General features: G+C 46.0%; 19 protein-coding genes and 1 pseudogene. 6 read left to right on the forward strand and 14 right to left on the reverse strand.

Features of this window, described 5'->3' with window-relative positions; all coding sequences use genetic code 11:
* Window positions 1–19: 19 nt before the first annotated feature.
* Complete coding sequence (locus QFZ78_RS17160; RefSeq protein ID WP_307549340.1) at window positions 20–2,071, reverse strand: molybdopterin oxidoreductase family protein; 2,052 nt, start codon at window positions 2,069–2,071, stop codon at window positions 20–22.
* Window positions 2,072–2,145: 74 nt separating this feature from the next.
* Complete coding sequence (locus tag QFZ78_RS17165; RefSeq protein WP_307549341.1) at window positions 2,146–3,333, reverse strand: helix-turn-helix domain-containing protein; 1,188 nt, start codon at window positions 3,331–3,333, stop codon at window positions 2,146–2,148.
* Window positions 3,334–3,548: 215 nt separating this feature from the next.
* On the opposite strand from QFZ78_RS17165, the gene QFZ78_RS17170 reads away from it, so the two are divergent.
* Genes QFZ78_RS17170 through QFZ78_RS17190 form a run of 5 tightly spaced genes read left to right on the forward strand, consistent with a single transcriptional unit; the run spans window position 3,549 to window position 8,677 of the window.
* A complete protein-coding gene (locus tag QFZ78_RS17170; protein WP_307549343.1) occupies window positions 3,549–4,589 on the forward strand; it encodes an ABC transporter substrate-binding protein in 1,041 nt (346 codons plus the stop codon).
* 52 nt (window positions 4,590–4,641) lie between these two features.
* The gene (locus QFZ78_RS17175; RefSeq protein WP_307549344.1) at window positions 4,642–5,520 is read left to right on the forward strand and encodes an ABC transporter ATP-binding protein; all 879 of its coding nucleotides are present in this window, start codon (window positions 4,642–4,644) and stop codon (window positions 5,518–5,520) included.
* Complete coding sequence (locus QFZ78_RS17180; protein WP_307549345.1) at window positions 5,513–6,349, forward strand: ABC transporter permease; 837 nt, start codon at window positions 5,513–5,515, stop codon at window positions 6,347–6,349. Before QFZ78_RS17175 ends, QFZ78_RS17180 begins: the two co-directional genes overlap by 8 nt.
* Window positions 6,350–6,375: 26 nt before the next feature.
* Complete coding sequence (locus QFZ78_RS17185; RefSeq protein ID WP_307549346.1) at window positions 6,376–7,719, forward strand: LLM class flavin-dependent oxidoreductase; 1,344 nt, start codon at window positions 6,376–6,378, stop codon at window positions 7,717–7,719.
* 25 nt (window positions 7,720–7,744) lie between these two features.
* The gene (locus QFZ78_RS17190) at window positions 7,745–8,677 is read left to right on the forward strand and encodes a TauD/TfdA dioxygenase family protein (RefSeq protein WP_307549347.1); all 933 of its coding nucleotides are present in this window, start codon (window positions 7,745–7,747) and stop codon (window positions 8,675–8,677) included.
* A 51-nt stretch (window positions 8,678–8,728) separates the two neighbouring features.
* Here the strand turns inward: QFZ78_RS17190 and QFZ78_RS17195 are convergent, their stop codons facing one another.
* The 3 genes from QFZ78_RS17195 to sdaAB form a co-directional block, all read right to left on the reverse strand.
* A complete protein-coding gene (locus QFZ78_RS17195) occupies window positions 8,729–9,505 on the reverse strand; it encodes a C40 family peptidase (RefSeq protein ID WP_307549348.1) in 777 nt (258 codons plus the stop codon).
* Window positions 9,506–9,699: 194 nt separating this feature from the next.
* Window positions 9,700–10,587: an L-serine ammonia-lyase, iron-sulfur-dependent, subunit alpha gene (sdaAA, locus tag QFZ78_RS17200; RefSeq protein ID WP_307549350.1), complete on the reverse strand. Its 888-nt coding sequence runs from the start codon at window positions 10,585–10,587 to the stop codon at window positions 9,700–9,702.
* Window positions 10,588–11,265 carry an L-serine ammonia-lyase, iron-sulfur-dependent subunit beta gene (gene sdaAB, locus QFZ78_RS17205; protein WP_307555748.1) on the reverse strand — a complete coding sequence of 226 codons (678 nt, stop codon included), beginning with the start codon at window positions 11,263–11,265 and terminating at the stop codon, window positions 10,588–10,590.
* A 151-nt stretch (window positions 11,266–11,416) separates the two neighbouring features.
* On the opposite strand from sdaAB, the pseudogene QFZ78_RS17210 reads away from it, so the two are divergent.
* Window positions 11,417–12,538 (forward strand): annotated as a pseudogene (locus QFZ78_RS17210) (Gfo/Idh/MocA family protein).
* 84 nt (window positions 12,539–12,622) lie between these two features.
* On the opposite strand, the gene QFZ78_RS17215 reads toward QFZ78_RS17210, so the two are convergent.
* The 9 genes from QFZ78_RS17215 to QFZ78_RS17255 form a co-directional block, all read right to left on the reverse strand.
* The gene (locus QFZ78_RS17215; RefSeq protein ID WP_307549352.1) at window positions 12,623–13,957 is read right to left on the reverse strand and encodes a redoxin domain-containing protein; all 1,335 of its coding nucleotides are present in this window, start codon (window positions 13,955–13,957) and stop codon (window positions 12,623–12,625) included.
* Between the two features lie 260 nt (window positions 13,958–14,217).
* Window positions 14,218–16,035, reverse strand: a complete 1,818-nt coding sequence (locus QFZ78_RS17220) for a hypothetical protein (RefSeq protein ID WP_307549354.1) — start codon at window positions 16,033–16,035, stop codon at window positions 14,218–14,220.
* Window positions 15,969–16,628: a hypothetical protein gene (locus QFZ78_RS17225; protein ID WP_307549356.1), complete on the reverse strand. Its 660-nt coding sequence runs from the start codon at window positions 16,626–16,628 to the stop codon at window positions 15,969–15,971. Before QFZ78_RS17225 ends, QFZ78_RS17220 begins: the two co-directional genes overlap by 67 nt.
* 281 nt (window positions 16,629–16,909) lie before the next feature.
* Window positions 16,910–19,021, reverse strand: a complete 2,112-nt coding sequence (locus QFZ78_RS17230; protein ID WP_307549357.1) for a heparinase II/III domain-containing protein — start codon at window positions 19,019–19,021, stop codon at window positions 16,910–16,912.
* Window positions 19,022–19,032: 11 nt separating this feature from the next.
* On the reverse strand, window positions 19,033–19,923 hold the full coding sequence (locus QFZ78_RS17235; protein WP_307549359.1) for a carbohydrate ABC transporter permease: 891 nt from the start codon (window positions 19,921–19,923) through the stop codon (window positions 19,033–19,035).
* A 17-nt stretch (window positions 19,924–19,940) separates the two neighbouring features.
* Window positions 19,941–20,837: a carbohydrate ABC transporter permease gene (locus tag QFZ78_RS17240; protein ID WP_307549360.1), complete on the reverse strand. Its 897-nt coding sequence runs from the start codon at window positions 20,835–20,837 to the stop codon at window positions 19,941–19,943.
* A 77-nt stretch (window positions 20,838–20,914) separates the two neighbouring features.
* Complete coding sequence (locus QFZ78_RS17245) at window positions 20,915–22,306, reverse strand: ABC transporter substrate-binding protein (protein WP_307549362.1); 1,392 nt, start codon at window positions 22,304–22,306, stop codon at window positions 20,915–20,917.
* A gap of 172 nt (window positions 22,307–22,478) precedes the next feature.
* Entirely contained in the window at window positions 22,479–24,110 is a 1,632-nt protein-coding gene (locus tag QFZ78_RS17250; RefSeq protein WP_307549363.1) for a response regulator, read from the reverse strand.
* Window positions 24,088–25,914: a sensor histidine kinase gene (locus tag QFZ78_RS17255; RefSeq protein WP_307549365.1), complete on the reverse strand. Its 1,827-nt coding sequence runs from the start codon at window positions 25,912–25,914 to the stop codon at window positions 24,088–24,090. Before QFZ78_RS17255 ends, QFZ78_RS17250 begins: the two co-directional genes overlap by 23 nt.
* Window positions 25,915–26,091: the final 177 nt, after the last annotated feature.

Below are 26,091 nucleotides of genomic sequence, written 5' to 3' on the forward strand. Positions count from 1 at the left end.
CGGCGAAGCGCCTAAGGGTTCAGTTTACTTCGCGCTTCTCTATCCTAACACGGCCCGAAAAGAACGTAGCGCCACCCCCCATATCGGCTACTCGGTCAGGCGTAAGCGCGTTAACCAATGCCTTGTTCCCCGGCAAATCCGCCCAAAGCCCTTGGCTTACAACCACGCCCGGCAGCACATCTGAGCCAGCCGTTACGACTAATTCGCACTCTCCGCGATCATTCCAAACACGGGCAACATCGCCACTGACCAAGCCTAATGCGGTCGCATCTGCCTCATTCATATGAAGCTTCGGCGTTTTTTCCATTCGGATATGCTTCTCATTATGAGCAAAAGTCGAATTCAAGAAGTTATGATTCGGTGCCGGAACGAACAAGAATGGCAGGTCCTCTTCGCCCACCAGTGGCGTATATGTCGGAAGTGGCGGGAAACCTTTACTCTCCATCTCATGAGAATACAGCTCGATCTTTCCGCTCGGTGTCTTTAATTCCCCAGGGAATAATGGCTTAACATCCGCCTTGATAAACTGTTTATCGAGCAGTGTTTCATACGATATTTGGTTCAGAGCCGGGTTTCCGGGATGATCCAAAGCCTGGCGAATCAAAGCTTCATCGGTATCCCTCAAAGCTTCATCCTCATAGCCCATCTTTGCCGCCAACAAACGAAATACATCCACATTCGCTTTGCTTTCCCCATAAGGAGACATGACGGGAAGCTGAAGGTGCACATATTGATGCCAATAGGAGCGATAAAAGTCCGTATTTTCAAAGGAGGACGTTGCTGGAAGCACAATGTCTGCATACTTCGCTGTTTCGGTCAGAAACAGGTCATGCACAACCGTAAACAGATCTTCCCGTTGAAGCCCCTCTCTCACCTTATTTGCATGAGGAGCAACTAATGCCGGGTTGGAATTGTACACATAAAGCGAACGAATAGGCGGATCAAGTTCCAGTAAGGCGCTCCCCAATAAATTCATATTGATTTGCCTAGCTTCCTTCTCCCGCAAATCAGGTCGCTGTAAAGCTGGAATATTGTGCTCCAAGTAGGCGCCATTTCCTTTAATCGCGCCACCGCCTTTATGCAGCCACTGCCCCGTTAATGCTGGTAAGCAGGCTATGGTCCGCACACACATCCCACCGTTATCATGGTGCTGAATGCCGTTTCCAATTCGAATAAAAGATGGCGAAGTCTGACCGTATAAGCGAGCTAAGCGGTAGATATCTTCCACAGGTACGCCCGTTATTGTAGATACCACAGAAGGATCATATTGGCGCACATGTTCCCTTAGCTCCTCATGCCCAGCGGTATATTGCTGCATAAATGCTTCATCTACTAAGTTCTCATCGAACAAGATATGCATGATACCGAGAGCAAGGGCAGCGTCTGTTCCTGGCAAAATCGGAATAAACCAGTCCGCCCAGCGGCCTGTTTGGTTCTTATGAGCGTCAATCACGATGATTTGCGCGCCATTCTTACGGGCTTTCTCAGCCAACATAACCTGATGCATATTCGTGCTGACCGCATTAATGCCCCACATGATGATCAGCTTGGCATGAACCGTATCCTCTGGGTCTGTCCCGAAGCTGCCTCCCATCGTATACTTGTAGCCTTCAGTTCCTGCCGATTCACAGATCGAATACAGCAGTCGGCTCGCACCCATCCGATGGAAGAATCGACGATCCATCCCTTCCGTCCCAATTCGCCCCATGTTGCCATAAAAGCTGTACGGCAAGATAGATTCTGCGCCTTCATTTGCGATCAGCTTTTTCCACCGACTTGTAATGGTTTCGATCGCCTCTTCCCAGGTAATTCTTTCAAACTGACTGTCTTCACCCTTAGGACCCACGCGCTTCATGGGATACTGCAGCCTCTTCTCATCATATATACGAGCCGTCATATTGCGAACTTTATTGCAAATAGCCCCTTGTGTTACCGGGTGATTGGGGTCTCCCTCTATTTTAACAATCTTCCCAGCTTCTTTATGAATCAGCAAACCGCATTGATCTGGACAATCCAGTGAGCATACGGATGGGAAAATACCATTTGGTTCATCTCGCATTGTTGTAAGCATTCGGCACTCCTTTCAACACTTCAATTCTTTTTTACTATATACCGAAATGAAGCGAAGCGAAAGCCTCTTTGCATTTAGTACAACTGCTCCACGGTCCAATCCCCTTCCAACGGATCACAGCTCACATGGGGCAGCTTTAATGCCTTAATGGCTAGTTGTAAATATTCAACTTTGAAACAAATTTCTTTGGATAATGGAAGTGATAGCTGCTGTAGAGCGTTCATATCTTTCGAATAAAAAGCAGCATCCCATCTTACTTTAGCGATTATGCGTGATGTAATTTCTGGAGGAATTCCTTTAGCACGGGAAATAAGCTCGGCAGCTGCATGAGGATTATTACGGATAAACGCATGGACCCGAACATGTGCTTTTAAGTAAGCAACTGCGTCTCCTTCATGATGTCGCGCCCAATCCTCATCAGCAACAATTCCTGTCAAATAATTCTCCCCTATTCCTTCTGGAAAAAGCACCTGACCTACGCCGTAGTATTGAGCCAAGCTAATATACGGCTCCCACATGACACTTCCGGCAAGCTTCCGCTTCACGATCCCCGCCATGCATTCATCCATTTCTTTATGTTCAAAATGATTCTCATGACCCCCAAGCGATTGAAGCAGCTTCGATAAACGATAACCCGCACTCGATTGCGCTGCCGATGAAAGCGGCCACTGGCAGATCTCCGAAATATCTTTGATCTCCAGTCCTTTGCGCATAACGAGTGAAATCCCTTGCCCACCTGAGGTTTTGCCGTCAAAGGCGAGGAGAATAGGACGAAATGCAGGCAGCGTCTGACTCAGTGATTGACTAAGCACAATCGGATAGTCTCCCAAGGAAGCAATTTGGATGCTGCCCCCAATCAATCCCTGCAGCAGCAACGTTCCATTAACTGCATCCAACCATTTTACATGCACAGTACGGCTAGGATTCGCTAAGATGAGTTCTTCCTCCAACCAGCCAAGCTCTTTCATGATGAGTGCTGTCCACATATGAGCCGTTCCACTTTGATAACCAACTGTTATCGTGGGCAGCTCCTTAGAAGCGACGGTTGTTGATGCGCCTGAAGCAAGTGACGGATTCTGTATGCGAAAAGAATGATGACGAACCCACTGCTCCAGTTCATTTTTATCAATTAAGATTTCTTTCCCTATTTTCACAAAAGGAAGCTGCTTTAATTTACGCCATCTGTCAAAGGTGGATCTGCTTACACCAAGTAAATCGATCGCATCATGCAAAGAAATGAGGTTGAATCGCTGTAAGGTCATGGTCATCACGCCTCCTACCGGGGTTAAGATGGTCATTCATCGTCATTCATGTTCATGTGTTTCCAATTCATTGACAGTTGGGTGGGCTGAGATTATATTTCATTATAGAAATATATTCATAGTAAGTCTATAGGAATTATGTAATTTACGACAGAACCTCTGGAGATACTTGGTTAGAAATCAATGAAGCAAATTATGGTTAGGGGGATATGAACATGGCTCATTTTGTTAAAAAAGGCTGCACGACAGGCATCGTATTACTTCTTGCTTCCTCTTTACTATTAACAGCCTGCGGCAAAACAGAGGCGACAGCATCAGCGAGCGGCGGCACACCTGAAGTCACTGAGCTTCGTTATCAAGGAGGTGTTGGCTCTGTTACTTTTCCAGAATTAGCTGATGATCTGGGGTACTTAGCTCCTTTGAAGCTGAAATTTATCGGCAACACGATTAGTGGTCCTCAAGATATTCAAGCCGTCGTTACCGGGGATACCGACTTTGGCGGAGCTTTTAATGGGGCTATCGTGAAATTGATATCTGCCAAAGCTCCGATTAAGCCAGTTATTGCTTACTATGGTGTCGATGAGAATACGTGGACGGGATATTACGTTTTGGATGGCAGCCCCATCAAATCTGCTAAAGACTTAATTGGCAAGAAAATTGCAGTAAATACACTAGGCGCTCACCATGAATTCGTCATTAAGGAATACTTGCACAGAGCCGGCCTCACGACGGAGGAGATTAAGCAAGTAACGCTAGTTGTCGTACCTCCGGTCACAACGGAACAGACGCTGCGCGCGGAACAAATCGATGTAGCCACACTAGGCGGCGTGCTGCGTGACAAAGCGCTGGAGCGTGGCGGCATTCACCCTTTGTTTAAGGATATCGACCTGTTTGGCACCTTTAGTGCCGGCAGTTATGTGCTGACTGATAAATTCATCAGAGCAAATCCGAATGCCTCGCGTAAATTTGTTGAAGCAACCGCCAAAGCTATTGAGTGGGCTCGCACAACACCGCGGGATGAAGTCGTTGCTCGATATGAGAAAATCATTAACGCACGAGGCAGAAAAGAAGATGCTTCTACTGTGAAGTTTTGGAAAAGCACTGGTGTTGCCGGTAAAGGCGGCTTGATCTCTGACAAGGAATTCGATACTTGGATCCTTTGGCTGGAGAACGAAAGCGTCCTTAAAGAAGGGCAATTGAAGATCAAAGACCTGTACACGAATGAATTCAATCCTTTTGTAAATGAGAAAAAGTAACTGCTTATGAAGCCAGTTTCCGACTGGTGATACCGTTAAGGAGGCGCTGCAAATGACAGCTAAAATAAGCATTCAGCATGTACAGAAATCGTTTCGAATCCAAAGAAACCTCGGGCATTTGAAAGAAGATTTACAGCCTATTTCCGCCCTAAAGGATATCAATTTGGAGGTGAAGAAGGGCGAATTCATGGTTATCGTCGGCCCTAGCGGCTGCGGTAAATCAACATTGCTTGACTTACTTGCAGGCTTAACGAAGCCAAGCAGCGGGCAGATTTTGTTAGATGGCAAGGCCATTACAGGACCGAATCTGGATCGCGGTATCGTGTTTCAGCAGTATGCGCTTTTCCCGTGGAAGACGACGCTTGCGAATGTGGAGTTTGGCCTCGAAGCCAAAGGGGTGGGTCGCAAAGAACGCCGCAATATAGCGCTAGAGTTTATACATCTGGTTGGGCTTGCCGGCTTCGAAAACCGTTATCCTCATGAGATTTCAGGAGGCATGAAACAGCGGGTTGCTATCGCCAGAAGCTTGGCCTATGATCCCGAAGTGCTGCTGATGGATGAACCCTTCGCTGCGCTTGATGCGCAAACACGTGAAACCCTGCAAAGCGAACTGCTGCGTATTTGGGAAGCTACGAAAAAAACGATTATTTTCATCACGCATGGCATTGAAGAAGCGGTTTACTTAGGCCAGCGTGTCGCTGTAATGACCTCTCGTCCAGGGAGAATCAAGAAAGTCATTGATATCCCTTTTGAATCACGAAGAAGTGAAGAAGATTTGCGATCTCATCCTGACTTCGTCAAGCTTCGCCATGAGGTGTGGGATTTGCTTAAAGACGAAGTAACGAGAGCCCAGGAGCAAGAGATAGCCAAGAGCTTGGATGGCTTTGAGCACAGTAAATCACCGTTAAAAGGGGGCGTTATTAATGGCTAGTGTGAATGCGGGGAAAGCTCTAGTTCTTCGTGAAAAAGAAAGCTTTGATGTCGCCCTATGGTCCTTAGCGAAGCTGAGAAAACTGTTCAAAAATGCCATTGTCATCATTGCCTTGCTATTCGTATGGGAAGTGGCACCTCGCGTAGGGCTCGTTGATCGGACGTTCTTCCCTCCGATATCCGAAATAGCGGCTGCTTGGTGGCAGTTGCTGCTGTCCGGTGATCTTACCGAGCATACGATAGCCAGCTTATCGCGTTCTTTGGGCGGATTTTCGCTGGCAATCCTCATCAGCATCCCTCTTGGCCTCGCCATCGGTTGGTGGAAGCCAGTCTCGGAGTATCTCAATCCCTTGCTCGAATTATTACGAAATACGGCCGCACTTGCCATACTGCCGGTCTTCATCCTATTACTCGGGCTTGGTGAAACTTCGAAGATTGCTATCGTGCTGTATGCGTGCACTTTTCCGCTTCTACTGAACACCATTAGCGGCGTCAAAAATGTCGATCCACTTTTGATCAAATCAGCTCGTTCGATGGGCTTATCGCCAGTCAGCTTGTTTCGCAAAGTGATTATCCCCGCCGCAACCCCGACTATTTTCGTAGGCATTCGGCAGGCTGGTGCCGGCTCTATTCTAGTGCTCGTTGCCGCTGAGATGGTCGGTGCGAAGTCCGGTCTCGGTTACTTAATTCAATACACACAGTTCAGCTTTCAAATTACGAATATGTACGCAGGCATTATCTCTATTTCGGTTATTGGTTTAATCATTAATTACCTGCTCGTTACGCTGGAGAAGAGATTAACAGGCTGGAAGCAAACCTACAGTGAGTAAAAAAATAAAAGGGTGCGTGAGTGAACATGAGTAAAGCGAAAAGACAACTGCATTTAAATGTATTCATCATGAATACGGGACATCACGAAGCATCATGGAGACATAAGAACACAGAACCAGAGAATATTACAGATATTCGTTATTTTCAACGGATTGCTCAAATTGCAGAACAAGCTAAATTCGACTCCCTCTTCTTGGCAGATGGATTGGCGGTCAGTCAAAACATTAAGCATGGCGCGTTTGTAGGACTTGAACCCTTCACTTTGCTTTCTGCCTTAGCCTCGGTAACCGATCATATCGGACTTATCGGCACCGTCTCTACAACGTATAACGAACCCTTTCATGTTGCGCGCAAATTTGCCTCGTTGGATCACATAAGCAAGGGGCGTGCAGGCTGGAATATCGTCACATCCGGAAGCTCCTTTGAGGCTAGCAATTTCAGCAAAGATGACCATTTGGAGCACAGCAAGCGCTATGAACGGGCCAAAGAATTTCTAGACGTAACGACCAGTCTATGGGACAGCTGGGAAGATGAAGCCCTGATCATTGATCGAGAGTCGGGCACCTTCGCAGATCGAAGCAAGGTCCGGGAAATCAATCATGTCGGCGACACCTTCAAAGTGCGCGGCCCTCTAAATATACCAAGGTCTCCGCAGGGATATCCTGTGCTTGTTCAAGCGGGCTCTTCTGAGTCTGGCAAGGAATTCGCAGCTCAGTATGCAGAGGCCATATTCACGGCACAGCAAACACTCGTAGAGGCCCAACAGTTTTATTCGGATGTAAAATCAAGACTTGCGAAGTATGGCCGATCTGCTGAGCAGTTGAAAATCTTACCGGGCATCTGCCCCATTATCGGTCGCACCGAATCAGAAGCCAAAGAAAAAGAGCAAGAATTAAACGAATTAACGGTTCCGGAATATGGGCTAAATCAGTTGTCCAATATGTTGAACATTGATTTATTCTCCTATCCGTTGGATGGACCTCTGCCGGAGCTGCCAAACTTGTCCGACATCAATGGGAATAAAAGCCGCTTCCAGTTGGTCGCTGATCTAGCGAAGCGTGACAATCTAACCATTCGCGGGCTGCTTCATCGTCTAGCTGGCGGACGAGGTCATCGTACATTTGCTGGTACGCCTATCCAAATAGCTGATCAGTTGGAAGAATGGTTCTTACACGGAGGCAGTGACGGGTTTAATGTGATGCCGCCTTATTTACCAGCCGGATTGGAAGAATTCGCACAGCTCGTCATACCAGAGCTGCAGCGAAGAGGATTGTTCCGAACGGAATATTCAGGAACTACCCTGCGGGGACATTTGGGCTTGTCCCGACCTGCTAATCAGTATGCGACTGCTGCCGTTGGAGGCGCATAAATATAATTAACTGGAGGTAATTCGTATGCGTACAAATGAACAAGTTAAGGTAACTCCCAATCACATTGAGGTGCTTCCGATTGCAGGCAGAATTGGCGCAGAAATAAAAGGGGTGAGCCTTAACGCTGATCTGGATACTCAGACGGTTAAGACGATCCGCGAGGCGTTATTGCAGCACAAAGTCATTTTCATTCGTGATCAGCATCAACTGGATGACGCGGGACAGGAGGCTTTTGCTCGCCTGCTTGGCGACCCCGTTGCTCATCCTACGGTGCCAATTAAAACTGGAACTGATTACGTTCTTGAGCTTGATTCCGCTCATGGTGGGCGGGCCGATTCTTGGCATACCGATGTGACCTTCGTCGATGCTTACCCGCAGGCCTCTGTTCTCCGTGCTGTCGTGGTTCCCGCTTCTGGAGGAGACACCGTTTGGGCGAATACCGCTGCCGCTTATGAGCATCTCCCCTCTGAACTGCGTACTCTCGTAGATCAGCTATGGGCGCTGCATAGTAACGACTACGATTATGCCGCGCAGCGTCCTGAAGTCTCTCCCGAGAAGGAGCGTCATCATCGGGAAGTATTTGCCTCCACGGTGTATGAAACTGAGCATCCGATCGTTCGTGTGCATCCAGAGACGGGTGAACGCACCCTTGTGCTTGGTCATTTCGCGAAGAAAATCCTGGGCCTATCTTCCGCAGATTCTGCCCAACTATTGTCTCTACTTCAGGGGCATATTACTAAGTTAGAAAATACAGTTCGTTGGCGTTGGTCTGCCGGAGATGTCGTGATCTGGGACAATCGCGCAACGCAGCACTACGCGATCAACGATTACGGTGACCAGCATCGGATTGTGCGCCGAGTCACCGTTGACGGCGATATTCCGGTGGGTATCGATGGCCGACAGAGTGTAACACGCATCAAACAGCCCTCCGAGTCGTTAAGCAAAACGAGCGCTTAAATAAATGACCCACTACAAGGTTAATTGGCCTTGTAGTGGGTCATTTATTTGCTAATCCAATACTCCGCCACCCAGAATAAAGCGGTGCTGCAAATGAAAATTCTTTTCAATAATCTTATCGATCCGAACCCCGCCAGTTTTCTTTGAAGCCGAATGAATGATCTTCCCGTCTCCTAAATAAATTCCCAAATGAGTAATCGGTTTCTGGGAAGCATCTAATCCTGCGTAATCCGCTGCCCGATTGCCTCGAAAACTCGTAAAGAACAATAAATCGCCCCGTCGGGCCTTGCTTATATCACGATATTTGCGTTTAGACAAAGCATCTACATAAGCGGCTTGATTTCTAGCATCCCAAGGTAAATCCATTCCAAGTGCACTCAAATATACCCAACGTGTGAAATCAGAGCAGTCAAACGAAGAGGGCTCCAATCTGTTAGAACCATAAACATAAGGTGTCCCCAGGAAGCTGAGGGCCGTATCTATCACATTCTCTACATAGCCACCTTTTTTGGGAGCGATGTCGGGATTGGGGAAAGCCTGAATCAAGGGGAAGCCGTTCGGTAAGAGCGCCTGCTTCGCACTTCCCGTCGCCAAGCTCCTCACCTGGTTGATTGTATAGAGCTGATCTACCCCCAAATCCCCTATATACAGCTCCGCATCGCTGCTCGTTAAATTCCAGTTCGACATTTTGTTATCGGTCTCACGCTCTATGGCAAGGTTCGAATGCTCCTTCATGCCCTGCTGCTCAATTTTTGGTCTCTGGGAGCATCCGCTATGAATAGAAAATATGCAGGCCAGCAACAAACTAAAGACGACCGCATTATCCAAGTCATCCAATAACCCCCTTGTCAATGTGATACTGTTAGGATGCCAAATTTTTGTAAAAACAAACAATGATGAAAAACATCGTTTCAGGAGCATTCTTCGTCTGAGGCGAATCCAGCGACTTTAAGCATGTATTTCATTGTTACGGGAAACAAAAAAAAGCCCGCAGGCGAAAACCCCACCCACAGACTTGATTATTAACGCTGCTTCTTGCCCAAATTCAGCTCTTTCATGATTTGTTGACCTGTCGGTGTCTGGGCTAAGCCACCTTTGGCTGTCTCGCGGTGTTTCTCCGGCATAGCCGTGCCTACTTCATACATCACTTGAACGACTTCATCCGAAGGAATAACGGATCTGACACCGGCTAAAGCCATATCGGCTGCTGCCATGGCATTAACCGCCCCAAATCCATTACGGACGATACAAGGAATCTCAACCAAACCGCCAACGGGGTCGCATATGAGCCCCAAGGTATTCTTCAGCGCAAGCCCTACTGCGTGCATCGCCTGTTCCGGCGAACCGCCGCGAAGCTCCACGAGCGCACCTGCCGCCATACCAATGGCGGACCCAACTTCAGCTTGGCATCCTCCTTCTGCACCGGAGACGAAGGAGTTGTTGGCGATAACATAACCGATGGCACCAGCGCTTAACAAGCCATTTACCATATGGTCGTCATCCCATCCAAATCGCTGCTGACTGCTAATGAAAACACCTGGGATAATCCCACAGGAGCCAGCTGTCGGTGTGGCAATGATACGTCCCATGGATGCGTTAACTTCTGATACAGCAAGCGCATAAGCCATTGCTTTGCAGGCTTCTTCACCTAAGGACGCTTCTGTCGTTGTCATGTAGCTCGTAACACGTTGAGCGTCTTTCCCCGTCAACCCGCTTCGGGATGTTGTATCTTCAGTCAATCCTTTGGCAACGGCTTCTTTCATGATTTGGTAATACGCCCGCATCTTTTCGAATACATACCCAGGTGATTTACCCGATTCTTGACTTTGATCAGCAAGCATGACTTCAGCAATGGTTAATCCTTCGGAAGTACAGACTTCCGTTAATTGTTTCAATGTCCGGAATCTCATTTATTCGCCTCTTTCTGCGAGGTCCACTTTTTTTATTTCGTGTATCATACTTAAATTCTTAAGCTCTTCTATAAGCGAATCCGGAATCGATACATCCGTTTCGATCACTGTCATCGCTTCCCGATCGCGACCCTTCCGATCCAAATCCATGAAACCAATATTGATTTGGCTGCGCCCCAATAAGGCGGTAATATCTGCAATCATGCCTGGACGATCATGATGGGAAATAACTAATGTAGGGTATACCGCAGTAAATTTTACATCAAATTGATTCACATTTACAATCTCAACATTGCCTCCGCCGATCGATGCTCCCGTCATACTCAATTCCCGTGTATCGGATGTAAGAATGAATCGAACGGTGTTGGGATGATCAGCTTTATCTTTACTTGTAAGAAAGGCAATCTCCACACCAAGCGCTTCTGCCTCTTCAGCAGCAACAGGAATACGCGGATCATCGGTTTCATAATCCAGTAGACCGCCAATGAGCGCCAAATCGGTGCCATGCCCCCGGTAGGTATCCGCGAAAGAACCGTATAGGGTGATTTCAACCTTCTTCGGCTGTTCGCCAAGCAGTTGTCTGGCAACACGTCCTAGCCGGACCGCTCCTGCGGTATGAGAGCTTGATGGACCGATCATAGATGGTCCGATGATCGAAAACACATCTTTAAAACGCATCATGCAGCTCTCCTAACATATAGTGTTGTTACCTTAACTCCCATTGTATGAAGCCAATACTATAAAGACAAGTCTTCAATGCGTCCTTATATTACCATAATATCACAATCTGGAAGCATTTTGGGGATATCACGGCCCCTACCAAACTCCTGTGGAAATTGCGGGCAGCAAAGGCATCATTCGAAACGATAGTCAAAAAAGCAGTTCTCTGCAAATCTGCAAAGCCCCTTCCGATTCAGATAGACGTTTCGCCGAAGTTCCGCAAAGTCCAGGATTCTCTAGCCCCTATGACTTGGAGATAGCCCATTTCATTCAATGCATTCGAGATGGAAGCGAATCCATCGTAACGGCTAACGATGCTTATAAAGCATTGGAAATTACCGGTATCGCCGACGAGATTAAAAGCCGCATAGGAGAAGTAACGACCAATTATGGACTGCCCTATTATGAAAATTATGAGGATTTGCTCGCCACAGATCTTGACGCAGTCGTCATATGCTCGGAAAATGCTCGTCACGCAGAGTTAAAGATAGCGGCTGCGAGATCCGGCAAGCATGTGCTTTGTGAAAAGCCGCTTGGCATTTCCGTCTCCGAAATGGAATCCATGATTACCGCTTGTAAGGAAAACGGGGTTCAGCTTATGACTGCGTTTCCATGCCGGTATTTGGCTTCGGTTATTAAAGCGAAAGAAGCAGTCGAACAGGGAGAGATCGGCGATATCATAGCCATTAAGGGTACAAATCGCGGTTCACTTCCTTCAGGTTGGTTCCTCCAATCGGAGTTATCCGGTGGCGAGGCTTTGTTGGATCATACCGTACACGTCATGGACTTGATGAATTGGATGACCAAATCCGAAGTGAAAGAAGTCTACGCCTATTCAGCCACTTTATTTAACGATAATCTGGATATTGATGATGCTGGTATGATACATGTCAAGTTCGTAAGTGGGGTGTTTGGCGTCTTAGACACTAGCTAGTCGCGGAACGCGTCATTCCCTACCTGGGGAGACGTGACGATGACGATCATCGATACGAAAGGAACCATTTCGGTCGATGGTTTTGCTCAAAAAAACGAGCTATATAGTATGGAAAATGGAAAAGGCGTATGGAATTTCTAGGGTGACTCCATGGATGATTACTTGGTGAAGGCATTTGTTGATGCCCTGCTGAATGGCGAACAGGTGCCGATCACCGGGGAAGATGGATTACGTTCAACCGTTGTCGCCTTAGCGGGTTACAAATCTGTGGAATTGGGGCAACCCGTTTTGTTATAAGGGCGAAATTGTAAAAAAAACACCTTTTCAAAATACGCTAAAATGCGTCCATGAAAAGGTGTTTTCAATTACTCTGGAAAATCATTATTTCGTCTTTTTCGTTCTCTCATCCAAAGCATTCAGTTGGTCCACATGATAGTGCATATCCTGTAAGATCTCACTTACTTCACTATTTATCGTCGTTTCAACTTCCCCAATTTTACTCAGATCAATTTGCGCTTGGTGCTGGCTATCCTTGATGTGGTTCAGTTCGGTACCTAGCTGCAGCGTGTCATTGGCGATCACTTTAACTCCATCCGATATGGTAAGGATATGGGCTGAATTTACGGATATTCGTTCTCTTACCGTATTCATCGTTTCTTCAAACGTAGAAAAAGACGAAAAGCTTTCATTAATTTTCTCATCAATCGCTTGCAGCTGCGCTGTGATATTACCTGCCGACTCCTCCGTTCCATGAGCCAGTTTGCTCACTTCCTGGGCGACAACGGCGAAGCCTTTGCCATGCTCTCCTGCACGAGCAGCTTCAATGGATGCATTTAGCGCTAGAATTTTGGTTTGTCGGGAAATTTTGGAGATGACCTCACTCATCTCATTAACGACAAGGGTCATACTAATTAATTCATCCATCAATCCGCGTGTCGTTTGAATGTTATGACTTAATTGTTGATTCAACTGCTGAATATCCGTGAATTCATCGGATGTTGTGTTCAGCTGATAACTATATTGGTTTAATTCCTCAGACTTTTTCTCATAAACACTGACAAACTCCTCTAATTGCTCATAATTACCTAGAGAAGCTTTCTTAAGTCCTTCAATATTATGTAGATTGTCCTCTATACTCTTCGTCACATAGGCAGCAGAAGTATTCACGTGCTGAAGAGTGGATTTCATATTCGCTAAGAAAACCGGAAGCTCCTCTTGGATCGAGTTACCTTGGTCAGATACAATAGAAAGGGTATCTATCACTTCTAAAATCTCCTTCGCAGACGGTCGATCCGCTTGGTTCTCACCAATATAGGAATAACGAATGGTTTGATGTTCATCAATAATATACGTGCTTGGAATCGCAATTCGGAATGAGTCCCATTTAATTGGCGTGAAAACCTCATAAGACTTTATGACTTCTCTCGTTTCGTCCGAAAGAATGGGGAATTTGATGCCATTGGCATTAACATAATCTTTGATGTTGGCTAGCTTTTGACCAGCGATGGCAATAAGATTGATGCCCTTTTCCAAAAATCGTTCATAATACTCATTTAACTCTGGCATCTGTTTCTGGCAATTATGGCACCATGTTCCACGTAAAAAAATAATAACTAGCGGCTTGCCCTTGAAATCTTCCAGTCCCTTAATACCTTGTGTAGAATCTAGTCGAAATGGTGCTGCCTTTTTCCCTATAGATAAACCTTTTTTAGCCATGCTGCCACCCCAATTTAACATGATATTCGTAAATAGCTTCCTTCAGTCTAGCTGAAAACCAGAGGGAATGCTACCATATTTCGGATATAAAGTTGATATATTCGACAAAAAATGACCCACTTCTAGGCCAATAGCCTTAGTGGGTCATTTCATATTTCTATCCGTAAGGTTCTACCTCTGCTAAAGACATCACATAGCGATTCGCATCCACCATATCAACCAGATAGGAGTTTGGATCTGCAATCGTCATATTATCACACTCATTTCTGATGGATAAACCGTACATCACCCGAAATGCCCCATTTGACGAAATGCGACTCCTTCACCTTGGTTAACTCAGGAGCATCAGGGCGATCTGCAAAATTTTTGATTCCTTTATATTGGTCGGGACTCGTCAAGTACCGATCACCGTCGATGTGACGATGGGGGCCATACATGTTGAACGTGCTTGGATAAAGATTAACCTTCAGTTCATAAGAACCTGCAGCCAGCTCCTTCGGAGTTGGCACTTGAAAGTCCGGTCCCCAGCACCATCCCAGCTCTTCACCCGCCAACCAAACACGCGCTGCAGAGGCCTGAACATCGGTTAACTGCAATGTTGTGACGCTTTTTTCATCCATATGGATCATTTTGCTCATGGTAATCGGTAAGCCAGCGAACGGGAAACCGGATGATATGAGGTTAGCCCCGTCAATAGCTGCAGGCATGGGAACTAGCTTAAATGGTCCCTTTAGCATCCACTGATGTTCATCCTTTTCCATCGGCTCATCTTGACTGATTACTGCAAATCGGCCGCGCAGAAAAGCAATTGGACAAGCTTCCCCTCCCTCTAACGGAGAAACCTCGATGGTGAGCTTGCTTGCTAAGGCAAAAACAATCTCTGGCACATTGACTTCAAAACCGCCATGCTTAGGAACGATCGTAAGTGATTGTCCGTTAATCCGAACTTCCTGTACACGATCGTGTACAAAGAGCAGCATACTGCCGATCTTTACCGGCTGTTCCAAGGACAATTCCGCCGTTAATTTACCATCTGACTGATCTTGAAACTCTACATAGATTTGATTCGTTTGCGGAGGTTGAACGGTCCAAGGTGACTGTCTCACACGAGAACTCACTTCATCGTTCGGTATCTCAGGTACTCTACTTGGCAGCAGTTCTTGCCAGTTGTCCGAACCGTAAACAAGGATGCCGGCTGATCGCATCTTATCTTCCATCCCCGTATCGTTCCATCTGCAGCCATCTGCCACCAGCACATGGTTATAGTCACGCTTTCCGATCCGTAGAGTGCCATTCATGAGGATACCGTCTTCCTCGATCACCCGCTCCTCGGATAATTCGTAATGAATCCCAGACGCATAACAAGCTTCCACTAGTGCCAGCAGCTTCTCATTGATGATACCGGAGGCTGATCTCGGAATGTTGGAGCCATCGTGTTCATTCATTTGCATGGTGTCTTTTGGGTCGAAAGTTGCCATAATGCCGCGAGTTGGCGTAACGATCAAGACATTTGGTTTCGCCTTCAAATCGGGCAGCATCGCCGCTTGCTCTTGGAGCGATGCCAGCAGTGCTGGAAAGGCATCTTTCCACGTCACATGGTTGGGCATAGACGGCGGCCAGTCTTGAATGGCTTTCGTATTCAGCTTTAGTTGATTTAAATGAAGCACGAATTGCTCAATACCGTGACTCGCCAGCCACATGACATAATTCGTGAAGGATTCAGGGGAAACACCCCAACCGCTGCCGCCCATGGCTTCAACGAGAGAAGCGCTCCGTCCCTGCTGCATAGCAACAGAGTGAACGATCCGTGGATAGTAATTATTCCCTGGGTAACGCTCCAAAGCATCGATGGCCGGCGTTTCAACCGCTTTTAGCACCTGAAAGCAAGAGCCACTATAAGAGAGCTGAAAGAATGGACTTTCCTCCGCTTTAAGATGAGCTGTAAACTTCTTGCCATAGGTTTCGCACCAATCTGCCACTGGTTGATAGAAACCTGCAAGGATCGCGTCTGTCAACAGCTCCCAGTAGCGGACACGGAAGCGCTCGTAGCCTTCTCCTTCGATAAACAGAAGCGGCAATAAAGGAAGCAGCGCTTCCCCGTATTTCGCTTCATATTGCTGCGCGAACCGATCATCCCAAGGAATTGCACTGTTTTGACCGTGATGCCATGCCCATCGAGAAACGCCACCTCGTCAGAGAAGAAGCCAGTCACATAGTCGAACGCTTCAGCGGATAACCCTTTGCGATAACCATCATAAGTGATATCAATAAATGTGTGCGTGGCTACCGGATCTAAGGAGGAGACTGCCAATTTCGAGCCAAACGCGATGCGGCCTCTATGCTCATCCTGATCTGAAACCCATTCGACCCACTTACATGTTGAATTTGGAAGTCTCTTCATGACTTCACCGCCTGCCGTACCGGAAGGCCAACCATTTTCATCATACATCCAGAAGACCATCCCTGTAGTCTTCGCGTAGATAATTAAGTCAGATATGATGTTTAAATACGATTCACTCATATAAGTGGGCGTATTCGGATAAAACCTCGGATGAAAAATGACGCCGTCTACTCCTGCAAGACGAAGCTCATCGAGCCCAGCTTTCAGTTCTTCCAGATTTAGAGCGTCATTGATCGACCAAAGACTAAGAAATGACAAACGATTTCGCACGATCATTCACACCTTTACCCGACAAGGGGCTTTATTGTTAATTTTGGCCCATTTTTCAAGTTGGAGTTGCAGTATGTACAACATTTCTGACCTATTTATGGGAAAATGGCCTGTATTCACTCCGAATTGTTGCATTTTATACAGCAAAAACAAGGAGGAAAGCACGATAGAGGTCCAATTGTTGCACTTTTTACAACAACATACTTCCAGCGTCTTGATAACTTCAATTCTGGTAGCCTCCACTTAGGACATGTGGCGATGGAATCGATTACTGTCTTTCTTTATCCTAGCTTGCCGAGTTTAGCCTTCCCACCGCTTAAATCCACAGAAAAAACTGACTGATCTTCCAGCGTTTTCAACTTAATCCGATACGTATCGTCTTGCAGCTCAACAACAACAAGATCAGCCGAGTTGGCAGCTTTTAGTCGTCCTCCATGATCCGGGTCATAACTAAGCACCTGCACAAACAGGACTTTATCCTCAATGGTGACTCTTTGAATCAGTGATGTTCGGTCCACAGTCAGTGGATTATCCGGCGATAACGCTGTGTATATATCCGACGTCTTCGAACACCAGATATGCTGCTCTAACATTCCTGCTTGCATCTCATAGCAAAAGGAACGCGCGCCAGATACCAGCTTTTGTTTGTCTTTCAGCCACTTCTGATCAAGCTTGCTCAGCTGTTCATCCGTCGACTCCCACCGAACAAGAGAATTCTGTCTCATTTTACCGCTAAAATGACTCGTCAGATGAACTTCTCTTGCATCCGGAACAGTTACGCTAACGATATCCAATAGCTGCTCCCCTATAAGCACGTTAATTCTTCGGATAATGGCGCCCTTATAGGCCTTATCATCCCATGGGCTAAGCTCACGAGGCAGGATGATTCTCTCTTTCATCTGGTAATCCTCAGACACCCAATCAACAGCCGTCTCCGCCCATACGCCCCAGTTCTCCTGAACGAGCTGAACAATCCGCCCATCACGTGGCGGCTGATCGGCCCCGTTCAGACTTACCGTATTATGCGAATAAGTATGCTTAAACCAACCATAGTGCGTCGGAATGCCGTACGCCGTTGTACCCGGGTCGATCAGCAAGGGAACCGTTCCGCGTACAATGGATAACCCAAGCCGGTCCATATGATCGTGCTCACCGCCGAACCGGCTATGCTTGAGGATGACCTGCCACCCTTTTGCATTCACCAATTTGGTCAAGCCGCTGGACGTTAAGGACCGGGTATGATGAGCTGTATCCCATAGAGAAACGCCCACCACGTCATTCGAAGTACTAAGTTCCTGACCAAACATCAAGGCATATACGGAATCCCGTCTAACGTGGTTCAACTCAGTAAATTGTTGATCTGCCCATTCCGTTCCATAGGCTGTATGCAGGAGTGAACGGTACATATCATCTTCATAAATATCCAAAGCAATTTCATAATAAGGGGCATAGGTGCCAAGATGGTCACCCGGACCCGCATCGTTAAGAGTTGGCATAACACCATTCGGTAATAGGAGGTACAGCGGGAAATCAAACATGCTTTTCAATGCCTTGTGATGCCAAAGCTCCCACTCCGTGCCTTCCGCAATCAACGCATAATGCAGCATCGATTTGAACGCATAGAAGTGATATTGAACATTGCCTTCGTACCATAACCCGTCCTCAAATATCCCGCGACTGATCTGGTCCAGTAGGCCATATTCTCCTTCCAGTCCCAACTGCCTAATTTCATTATCATGAAGCAGCAAACCAATAGCAGCTATTGCCGATGTAATCAACACAGAGTGATTATGAATTTGCTTTTCTTTGTGTTCAATTAGAAATCGTGCGCAAGGTTCAAGCAAACCACTACAAATGTGGGCCTCTTCTTGAGGCGTTAAATGCTCTTTAATAACATCGAATCCCAGAGCAAGATCTGTGATCCAATGGGCTTCATCCAGCGTTTGGGCAAACAATTTACCTGGACCGTTATACGGAATATCACCATGGATAAGATACATTCCATAATGACTTGCATAAGCCATTAAATAGGATTTCACCATATCTAAGCGATGCTTATCGGATTCAACAGCGTACAACAAAGCAATATGGTAAACCGCCTGGCCGATCTTACTATGCGCAATCGAGGTCCATGCTGAGTCAAAAGGTTCACCGGTACGCTCCTTGCTGCATGTTGGACAATGATGTATGAGTGGCGTATCCCAATTGAATGTCAATCGAGTTCCGTCCTCATGACAATGATAATAATGTGTCCACTGCCCCTGCTCATCTGACTTAATCGCATAAGTAATTCGGGAAGCCTCGTCCGCTTCCTGCTGCAGGAAAGCCAACGCTTCACTAAACTCCGACTTGCTTGCATTTGCACGTAATCGCTCTAAGCGTTTCTTATCCATGTCTGCCCCTCCTAGCCTTTCAGTGAACCAGCTGTCATTTGCATAAACGATTTATTCGCAATCATATACACGACGAGCAGCGGTAAGATCGATAAAAAAGCTCCTGCGAGCATATAATGCGTTTGAACCGCAGCCGATGCCCCGTAGCGAAGATAGGATAATCCAACGGTTAATGTTTGCAGCTTGGGATTGGTCATCGTAAATACTAATGGACGCAAATATTCATTCCAGGCTCCGCAAAAAGTAAACAGTGCCCCTACACCCAATCCCGGACGCATCAAAGGTAAAATAATTCGCCAAAATATCCCGCCGTTGGAGCAGCCGTCTATACGCGCAGCCTCATCTAATTCCCGAGAAATACCTTGTAAAAAGCTCAGCAAAATAAAGAAAATGTACGCGTGGCCACTCACGAGAATGAGGACGACACCCCATAAATTCGTGTGCAGATGCAGTTTGACCATTAGCTCAAATTGTGGCCGGATAACAACGGCTCCAATCGATATGAACATCGTAAATGCTTGAATGGCGACGAAAATGGCTTTACCAGGGAATTTAATCCGGTCAACCACATAAGCGGCCATCGATGCTACGATTAGCGTACCGATTGTTGTTGCTCCACTTAGAAAGAGACTGTTCCATGTAAACCGAGCGAAATTGGCTTGTACCCAGGCTTCTTTGTAATTCACGAATTGCCAGGAAGAAGGGAAAATCTTTCCACCTTTCGTAATCTCGATATTGGACATGAAGGAGCCAAGAAAAGTCACAACAATAGGAAACACAATCAATACGGCTGTTACCAGTAAAAAGATCCAGAGCAGTACTCTTCCGCCTATTCTCGCAAATGAAAATGGCTGGGCTTGTTTATTTATCCGTACATTCGATAACGTTTCAGTAACTTCCATTTTCCCAGCATCCTCCCTCATTGAAGTTTGTTCAGACGTCTAGACATCGCATGATAAGCTAGTGTGATGATGCCTACAATGACGGCTGTAACGAATCCAACGGCACTTCCGTAGCCGAATTGTTGGTCCACAAGTGTCCCTGATGGTGTCGGGAAGAAAAGCTTATATACGTACAAATACATCACTTCCGTCTTTCCTACGGGGCCGCCTTCGGTCAACACCATAATGCTCTCGTACCCTTTAAGCGAATTAATAATCGCCAGCATGATTACGATCTGGAGCACAGGCCCTAGCATAGGAATGGTTAAGTACCAGAATTGCTGCCATTTATTAGCGCCGTCCAGCGACGAGCTTTCATACACATCGTTCGGGATATTTTGAAGACCGGCAAGGAACAGCAGCATGTAATTGCCTACCGCGCCCCATACAGCGATGATGATCGTCGTAAACAGGGCGTGTTTGGGACCGAGCCAATCGATTCTTTCGGAGATGATATGAAACTTCAACAAATATTGATTAAGAATGCCGTTATAGGAGTTGAAAATAATGAAAAATACGACAGCCATGACAGCAGAACTAATGATCGTCGGCATGAAATAAATGGCTCTTAACCAGTTGCGGCCGCGCAGCTTTTGATTCAGAATAACGGCTAGAACCAAGCATAATGGCAATGTGATGATTAACTTACCGCCTGCATAAATGAATGTATTCAAGACAGAGTGCCAATACTCCGTGTCCTGCCAAAGCCTTCTGAAATTATCAAACCCAATAAATGACGGTTCCCCGAACCCCTTGTAGTCATAAAACATATATCGAATAGCCCAAGCAATCGGATAGACGCCCAGCACCATGGTCAGTAGTAAACTTGGAAATAAAAATAAATATGAAAACCCGATCTGGCGTGTCCTGTTCATCCCGTTCCCTCCTGTAACATCTATACTTAGAGAGCGAGAGTGGAGCTATTCACTCCACTCTCGCGATATCATGGCTATTATTTCATCATCAGCTTCATCGGATCGAAGCTTGGATTTGGCTGCACCTTCACTGAACCTTTAGCTACAGCTTTATCGAGAGCCTCATTGTAGCGCTTATTCAGATCTTGAATAATTTGATCCAAATTACCGCCACTGATCATGTATTTGAAAAAGGCATCATCTTTTTTCATACCTTCAACAGTTACGGTAGGCTGTAGCGGCCAAGTGCCGTCGTTTCCAGCTGGAAGGAAGCCATCAATGCCTTTGATTTCCGGTTTCTTAGCAACGGCAGATACGGATGGTACCATGGATAGACCGAAGCCTTTTTCATGATACGTTTTCAAAACTTCCTCATTATACATATACGCCATGAACTTCCAAGCTTGGTCTGCATTTTTGGTTGTGTTGCTCAGGGCTAACCATTGACCGCCCAAGAAGGAGGTAGCGCCTTTAATCGTGCCATCGATTGTCGGAACCGGTGCAGCTGCCCATTCGATTTTGGCCGGGAACTGATTCGCATACACGCCGGGTTCCGATGAGAATGAGATGTACATCCCGATTTTGCCTTCTGCGAATTGCGCGCGCAGCGGGTCAATATCCAGTGATTCCATACCTGGCAGCGTGCTGCCGTCATCTACCATTTGTTTGAACGATGAAATGACTTCTTTGAATCCTATGAAATCAAACTTTGCTGTTTTGAAATCATAGCCAAATCCGCCGTAACCGCTCGCTTCAGCAATAACTCTTGCCGAACGACCTAGTGCGCTTTCCGGGCTTTTGAAGTTTTGAGCAAAACCATAAGAGCCAGTTGCTTTGCCTACCGCTGTAATTTTCTTCGCATCTTCGACCATTTCTTTCAATGTTTTCGGAGGAGCAGCAATCCCCGCTTTGGCGAAAAGCTCTTTATTATAAACAAGTCTCAGTGTTGAACCATAGTTCGGAAGGCTGTACATTTTCCCATCAATCCGGTTGAAATCATCAATGACTGGGAATTTCTTCTTGATTGCATCATCTAAGTAGGAATCAATTGGCTTCAAATATCCTTTTTGCGCAAAAGGCTGGATCGTGTTTTCCTTCACGCGGATAATATCAGGCGCCTGTCCGGAAGCGAAGGCCAAATCAATCGCTTGGTTGAAATCTTCTGTCTTCACAACCATTTCGACTTCAATGTTCTCGCCGTTCGTTTCGTTAAACTTTTGCACAACACCTTTAATGTAATCCATATCATGACGGTCACCCGTCCAATAAGTAAGCTTCGTCTTATCTTTCTTCACAGGAGCTGCGCTAGCAGGTTGTTCAGATGGCTTGGTGGATGCTGCTGTACTAGTTGCCGCATTGTTGCTGCCGCATGCTGCCAAACTGCCTGCCAGTAAAACGCTTAAAGTGACCGTCCCAATTCTTTTTACCATTTGTAATCCTCCCTTTTTGTTTGCAAAAACTTGTGTTGTTCTGTTTCTGTCATAGCTTTTGTTTACACTTTTATACTAAAAGAATTCGTTCCTTCTGATAATGTGGTCAACTCATGAACAAGGGCAGATATTTCTACATGTTACCCCATCCCGTAAAAAAAAAGGCAAACCCTCATGGCTTTGAGGACTTGCCCAGAGACATATCTTTAAATTCAGTCGGCGTCAGGCCCGTTTGTTTCTTGAATACTTCACTGAAATACCGCCTATGCTCATAGCCCAGCTGCTGCGCGATTTCCTGCACTTGGTATTCTTCAATGAGCATTGATTTCGCCCGTTCTATTTTCGCTATGGTAACGAACTGCTGGAAGGCAGTTCCGGTTACCTTTTTGAACAAATTTGAATAATAACCCCAGCTTAGGTTTGCCTGTTTCGCGCAATGCTCCAAGGTCAAATCCAAATGAAGATTCGATTTGATGTACTCCGCAGAACGATAAATGATTTTCTGCGACTCGCTTGCTCTCTCCTGATTAATCAAACGGCAGCCGATTTCGCACAATTGAATGAACCATTCTCGATACTCTTGCAGATCTGCGCCGCTCTCACCTCTAATTTCATGGACTTTCGACTCGAAATCGACCATGCTCGCCCGAGGAAATTTTTCCAATAGAACCCGCAGCATCCGTAACACGAGTCCTTGCAGCAAACGTTCGACAACACCCGGCTCAGGTAAGACAGACGCTTTACCCATCTCGTTGAAAATGCCCTTCGCCCATTCCACACATTTATCCAGATTACCTGAACGGAAAGCGAACAGAAACTCATTCTCGCTATCCTCCGTATAAATCCACTCCACGGGGAGATCTGGCGAATCAGCGTTGTAACTGAACGCACCATTGCCGCCTGTATAGAAGTGATAAGACAATGCGCTCAACGACTGTTGATAGCTTTTCGGAAGCTCCTGCACCGCATTCACTCTTTGACCGATACCAATTGAAATCGTGAACTTGGTGTGTCTAGCGATATTTGCACAGCAATGATCCGCAATTTCAACCAGAGGCTCATCCGACTCCATATTCAAAATGCAAATATATCGATTAAACGCTTCCCTAAACACAACTGCCGTCGTATAGAAGGAGATGGTTTCCTCTACGATATTTTGCAGAGAGAACCGCGCAAGCTCAAGCTCCTTAACGGGGACCTCACCGTATTTGTCCGTGAATTGATCAATCTGGATCGTCATCACCGCAAAGGGAGGATTCAACTCATTAATGTCCAGGAAGTCTGATAATCTAGCCAATTCTGCTTCACTGGTTTGATGATGGACGAGCAGAGATAAGTATTCCTGCCGCAGGGCTGGCATACTTTCTTTGATCTTCTTCTGAAGCCCGAGCACGTGCGTGCGGTTAAGATTTTCCTGCTCCCACACTTCTTTGGCTTTCACAATGGCTTTCACGATTTGGTCGACAGAGAAAGGTTTTTTCACATAATCAAGTGCGCCATATTGAATAGCCTTTTGTGCATATTCAAAATCCGTATAAGCACTTAAAATAATGACCTTACTGTTAGGCAGCACCTCTAATATACTGCGTGTCATCTCTAATCCGTCCATCTTAGGCATCCGAATATCGGTGAGGATAATATCCGGCAAGCTTTCACGAATGACGGATAACCCTTCCTCGCCATCGGTTGCGCTTCCCACGATTTCGATGCCGTGTTCGTGCCAAGGGATCTTCTTCGTAATCATGTCCACAACGCTTCGGATATCATCAACGACACATAATTTAACCAGTCGGTTCATGTTCATGGAAATCCTCCTCTCTTACATAACTTGGGATCCATAGTTCGATTCGTGCTCCCCCTAAATCGTTATTCGTAATCTCCATTCGTTGTTGATCGCCAAAATACAGCTGTAAACGGGTATAAATATTGCGCAGCGCGTAGCCATGCTTGGATGTTGTCGGGTGAACAATACCCTGAAGGAGCTTCTCAGGCACTAGCCCCTGCCCATTGTCTTCCACCGTTATATGCAGCCAGTCCCCTTCAGCATGAGCGCTAAACTGAATGTCCCCACCTGAAGTCATATCTTTAAATCCGTGTAAAATGCAGTTTTCAACAAGTGGTTGAATCATAATCTTAGGTACCAAGCATGTGAGCAGTTCCGATTCCACCTCGAATTCGCATACGAACAAATTCTCATAGGACCTTTGCTGAATGGCCAAATATTGACGAACATGCTCCAATTCATCACCCAGTGTAATCAGATCGCGCCCGCCGCTAAGGCTTAATTGGAACATTTGCGATAGAGCCAGGATCATTTCGTTCACGTCGTCGTTTTCGCCCAAAACCGATTTGCAGTAAATGGTATTCAGCGTATTATAGAAAAAATGAGGGTCCATCTGGGCCGACAGCGCCTTAATTTCAGCCTTCCGTTTATCACGCTCACGGTTCTTCACGTCTTCGATCAACTGCTTAATTTCATCCAGCATCCGGTTAAAACGGAATCCTACCTGGGATACCTCATCCTTATAAACGCTTTCAAAACGAACCGAAAGATCATTCTCTTCCACTCGCTTCATTAGCTTTTGAAGTCTGTACAGCGGTTTTAAAAGTAGATAAGTTAAATTATTCGTTATGAATAGCGATAAAATAATAAACCCGATAATCACATAAGTGGTTGCTCTTTTAATCCCATTTAATTTGGCCAATAAGTCATCCTTCGCTTGAACACTGACAATCATCCAATCGTCTTTTACATCCAAACGCGAATAATTAACTAAATAATCCTTTTTATCATTCGTGTAGAAAAAAGAGCCCTTCATTTGATCACTCAATTGCTCAAAAAATGCGGGCTTTTGAATAAAATGGTCTTTACTCGTCCTATCCGCGTAATTCACATCTTCTCCTTTGGCATTGATGAAATAATATTGTTTATTCGTTTTGGTCAAATTCTCCATAAAGAGATCACGCAGGTCATCTTCTTTCACATTTACTACGACGTATACATTGATCGGTTCATAAACCGTAAAAGAGTCTTCGCCTACGCCTTCTGTAACGAGTGATATCACCCTTTGCTTGCCTGTAAAAAATGGATCGACATGCCCTTGGCTCCAGAAACCACGATTCAATTGTTTGAAATGCTCATACATCTCCGATTTATAAAATGAATTCGCCGTGTTCCGCACACTGGAGGTTGGATAAAAATCCCCGATCGGTGTGGCGATCAGAATGCTATCAATCATCGAATCATTGAATTTCACCTGGGAAAAGACATACTGCAATGAGGTTAATGACTTGTAGTAGCTAGATCTATCATTAGCTTGTACATCCTTCATTAATTGTTTGAAGGCATCGCTGAACATCAGCGCTCTTACGGCAATACCAATGTTCTTCAACCGTTCATTCACGATTTGCGCTGATTGATTTACGGTATCTTGGCTAGACTGCAGGGCATTACGCTGAATCTCCTTTGAAGCTATCAAATAAGCAATACTGCCCGTTGCCATAAGACCTAAGGTGATCAGAACAACAAAGGTAAGCCATATTCTTTGCTTTAAAGAGAACGAATGGAATACTTTTTGAATGGGCGACCACATGCGAGACTTATTCATTGGTGTCTCCATCACCTTTCGTGTTGTGAGAATACGGACTTCATCTATTTTATTATAGTATAGGACGCTTATTTTCGACATGAGGGAAAATAATGAAGGAGGGCAGCTTTTTCGAGATGCAGATGAAATCGTGAAATTTTCGCAAATACAAACATATGTTCTTTATTTTTCGGCGAA

It is taken from the genome of Paenibacillus sp. V4I5, from assembly GCF_030817255.1.
In the GTDB taxonomy this organism is placed as follows: Bacteria; Bacillota; Bacilli; order Paenibacillales; family NBRC-103111; genus Paenibacillus_E.

Excerpts from the sequence above, each read along its gene's own strand:
- QFZ78_RS17255 (WP_307549365.1), bottom strand. The coding sequence starts at position 25,914 with ATGAATAAGTCTCGCATGTGGTCGCCCATTCAAAAAGTATTCCATTCG.
- QFZ78_RS17250 (WP_307549363.1), bottom strand. The coding sequence starts at position 24,110 with ATGAACATGAACCGACTGGTTAAATTATGTGTCGTTGATGATATCCGA.
- QFZ78_RS17235 (WP_307549359.1), bottom strand. The coding sequence starts at position 19,923 with ATGGAAGTTACTGAAACGTTATCGAATGTACGGATAAATAAACAAGCC.
- QFZ78_RS17240 (WP_307549360.1), bottom strand. The coding sequence starts at position 20,837 with ATGAACAGGACACGCCAGATCGGGTTTTCATATTTATTTTTATTTCCA.
- QFZ78_RS17180 (WP_307549345.1), top strand. The coding sequence starts at position 5,513 with ATGGCTAGTGTGAATGCGGGGAAAGCTCTAGTTCTTCGTGAAAAAGAA.
- QFZ78_RS17185 (WP_307549346.1), top strand. The coding sequence starts at position 6,376 with ATGAGTAAAGCGAAAAGACAACTGCATTTAAATGTATTCATCATGAAT.
- QFZ78_RS17190 (WP_307549347.1), top strand. The coding sequence starts at position 7,745 with ATGCGTACAAATGAACAAGTTAAGGTAACTCCCAATCACATTGAGGTG.
- QFZ78_RS17245 (WP_307549362.1), bottom strand. The coding sequence starts at position 22,306 with ATGGTAAAAAGAATTGGGACGGTCACTTTAAGCGTTTTACTGGCAGGC.
- QFZ78_RS17230 (WP_307549357.1), bottom strand. The coding sequence starts at position 19,021 with ATGGATAAGAAACGCTTAGAGCGATTACGTGCAAATGCAAGCAAGTCG.
- QFZ78_RS17215 (WP_307549352.1), bottom strand. The coding sequence starts at position 13,957 with ATGGCTAAAAAAGGTTTATCTATAGGGAAAAAGGCAGCACCATTTCGA.
- sdaAA (WP_307549350.1), bottom strand. The coding sequence starts at position 10,587 with ATGAGATTCCGGACATTGAAACAATTAACGGAAGTCTGTACTTCCGAA.
- QFZ78_RS17175 (WP_307549344.1), top strand. The coding sequence starts at position 4,642 with ATGACAGCTAAAATAAGCATTCAGCATGTACAGAAATCGTTTCGAATC.
- QFZ78_RS17165 (WP_307549341.1), bottom strand. The coding sequence starts at position 3,333 with ATGACCTTACAGCGATTCAACCTCATTTCTTTGCATGATGCGATCGAT.
- QFZ78_RS17160 (WP_307549340.1), bottom strand. The coding sequence starts at position 2,071 with ATGCTTACAACAATGCGAGATGAACCAAATGGTATTTTCCCATCCGTA.
- sdaAB (WP_307555748.1), bottom strand. The coding sequence starts at position 11,265 with ATGCGTTTTAAAGATGTGTTTTCGATCATCGGACCATCTATGATCGGT.
- QFZ78_RS17170 (WP_307549343.1), top strand. The coding sequence starts at position 3,549 with ATGGCTCATTTTGTTAAAAAAGGCTGCACGACAGGCATCGTATTACTT.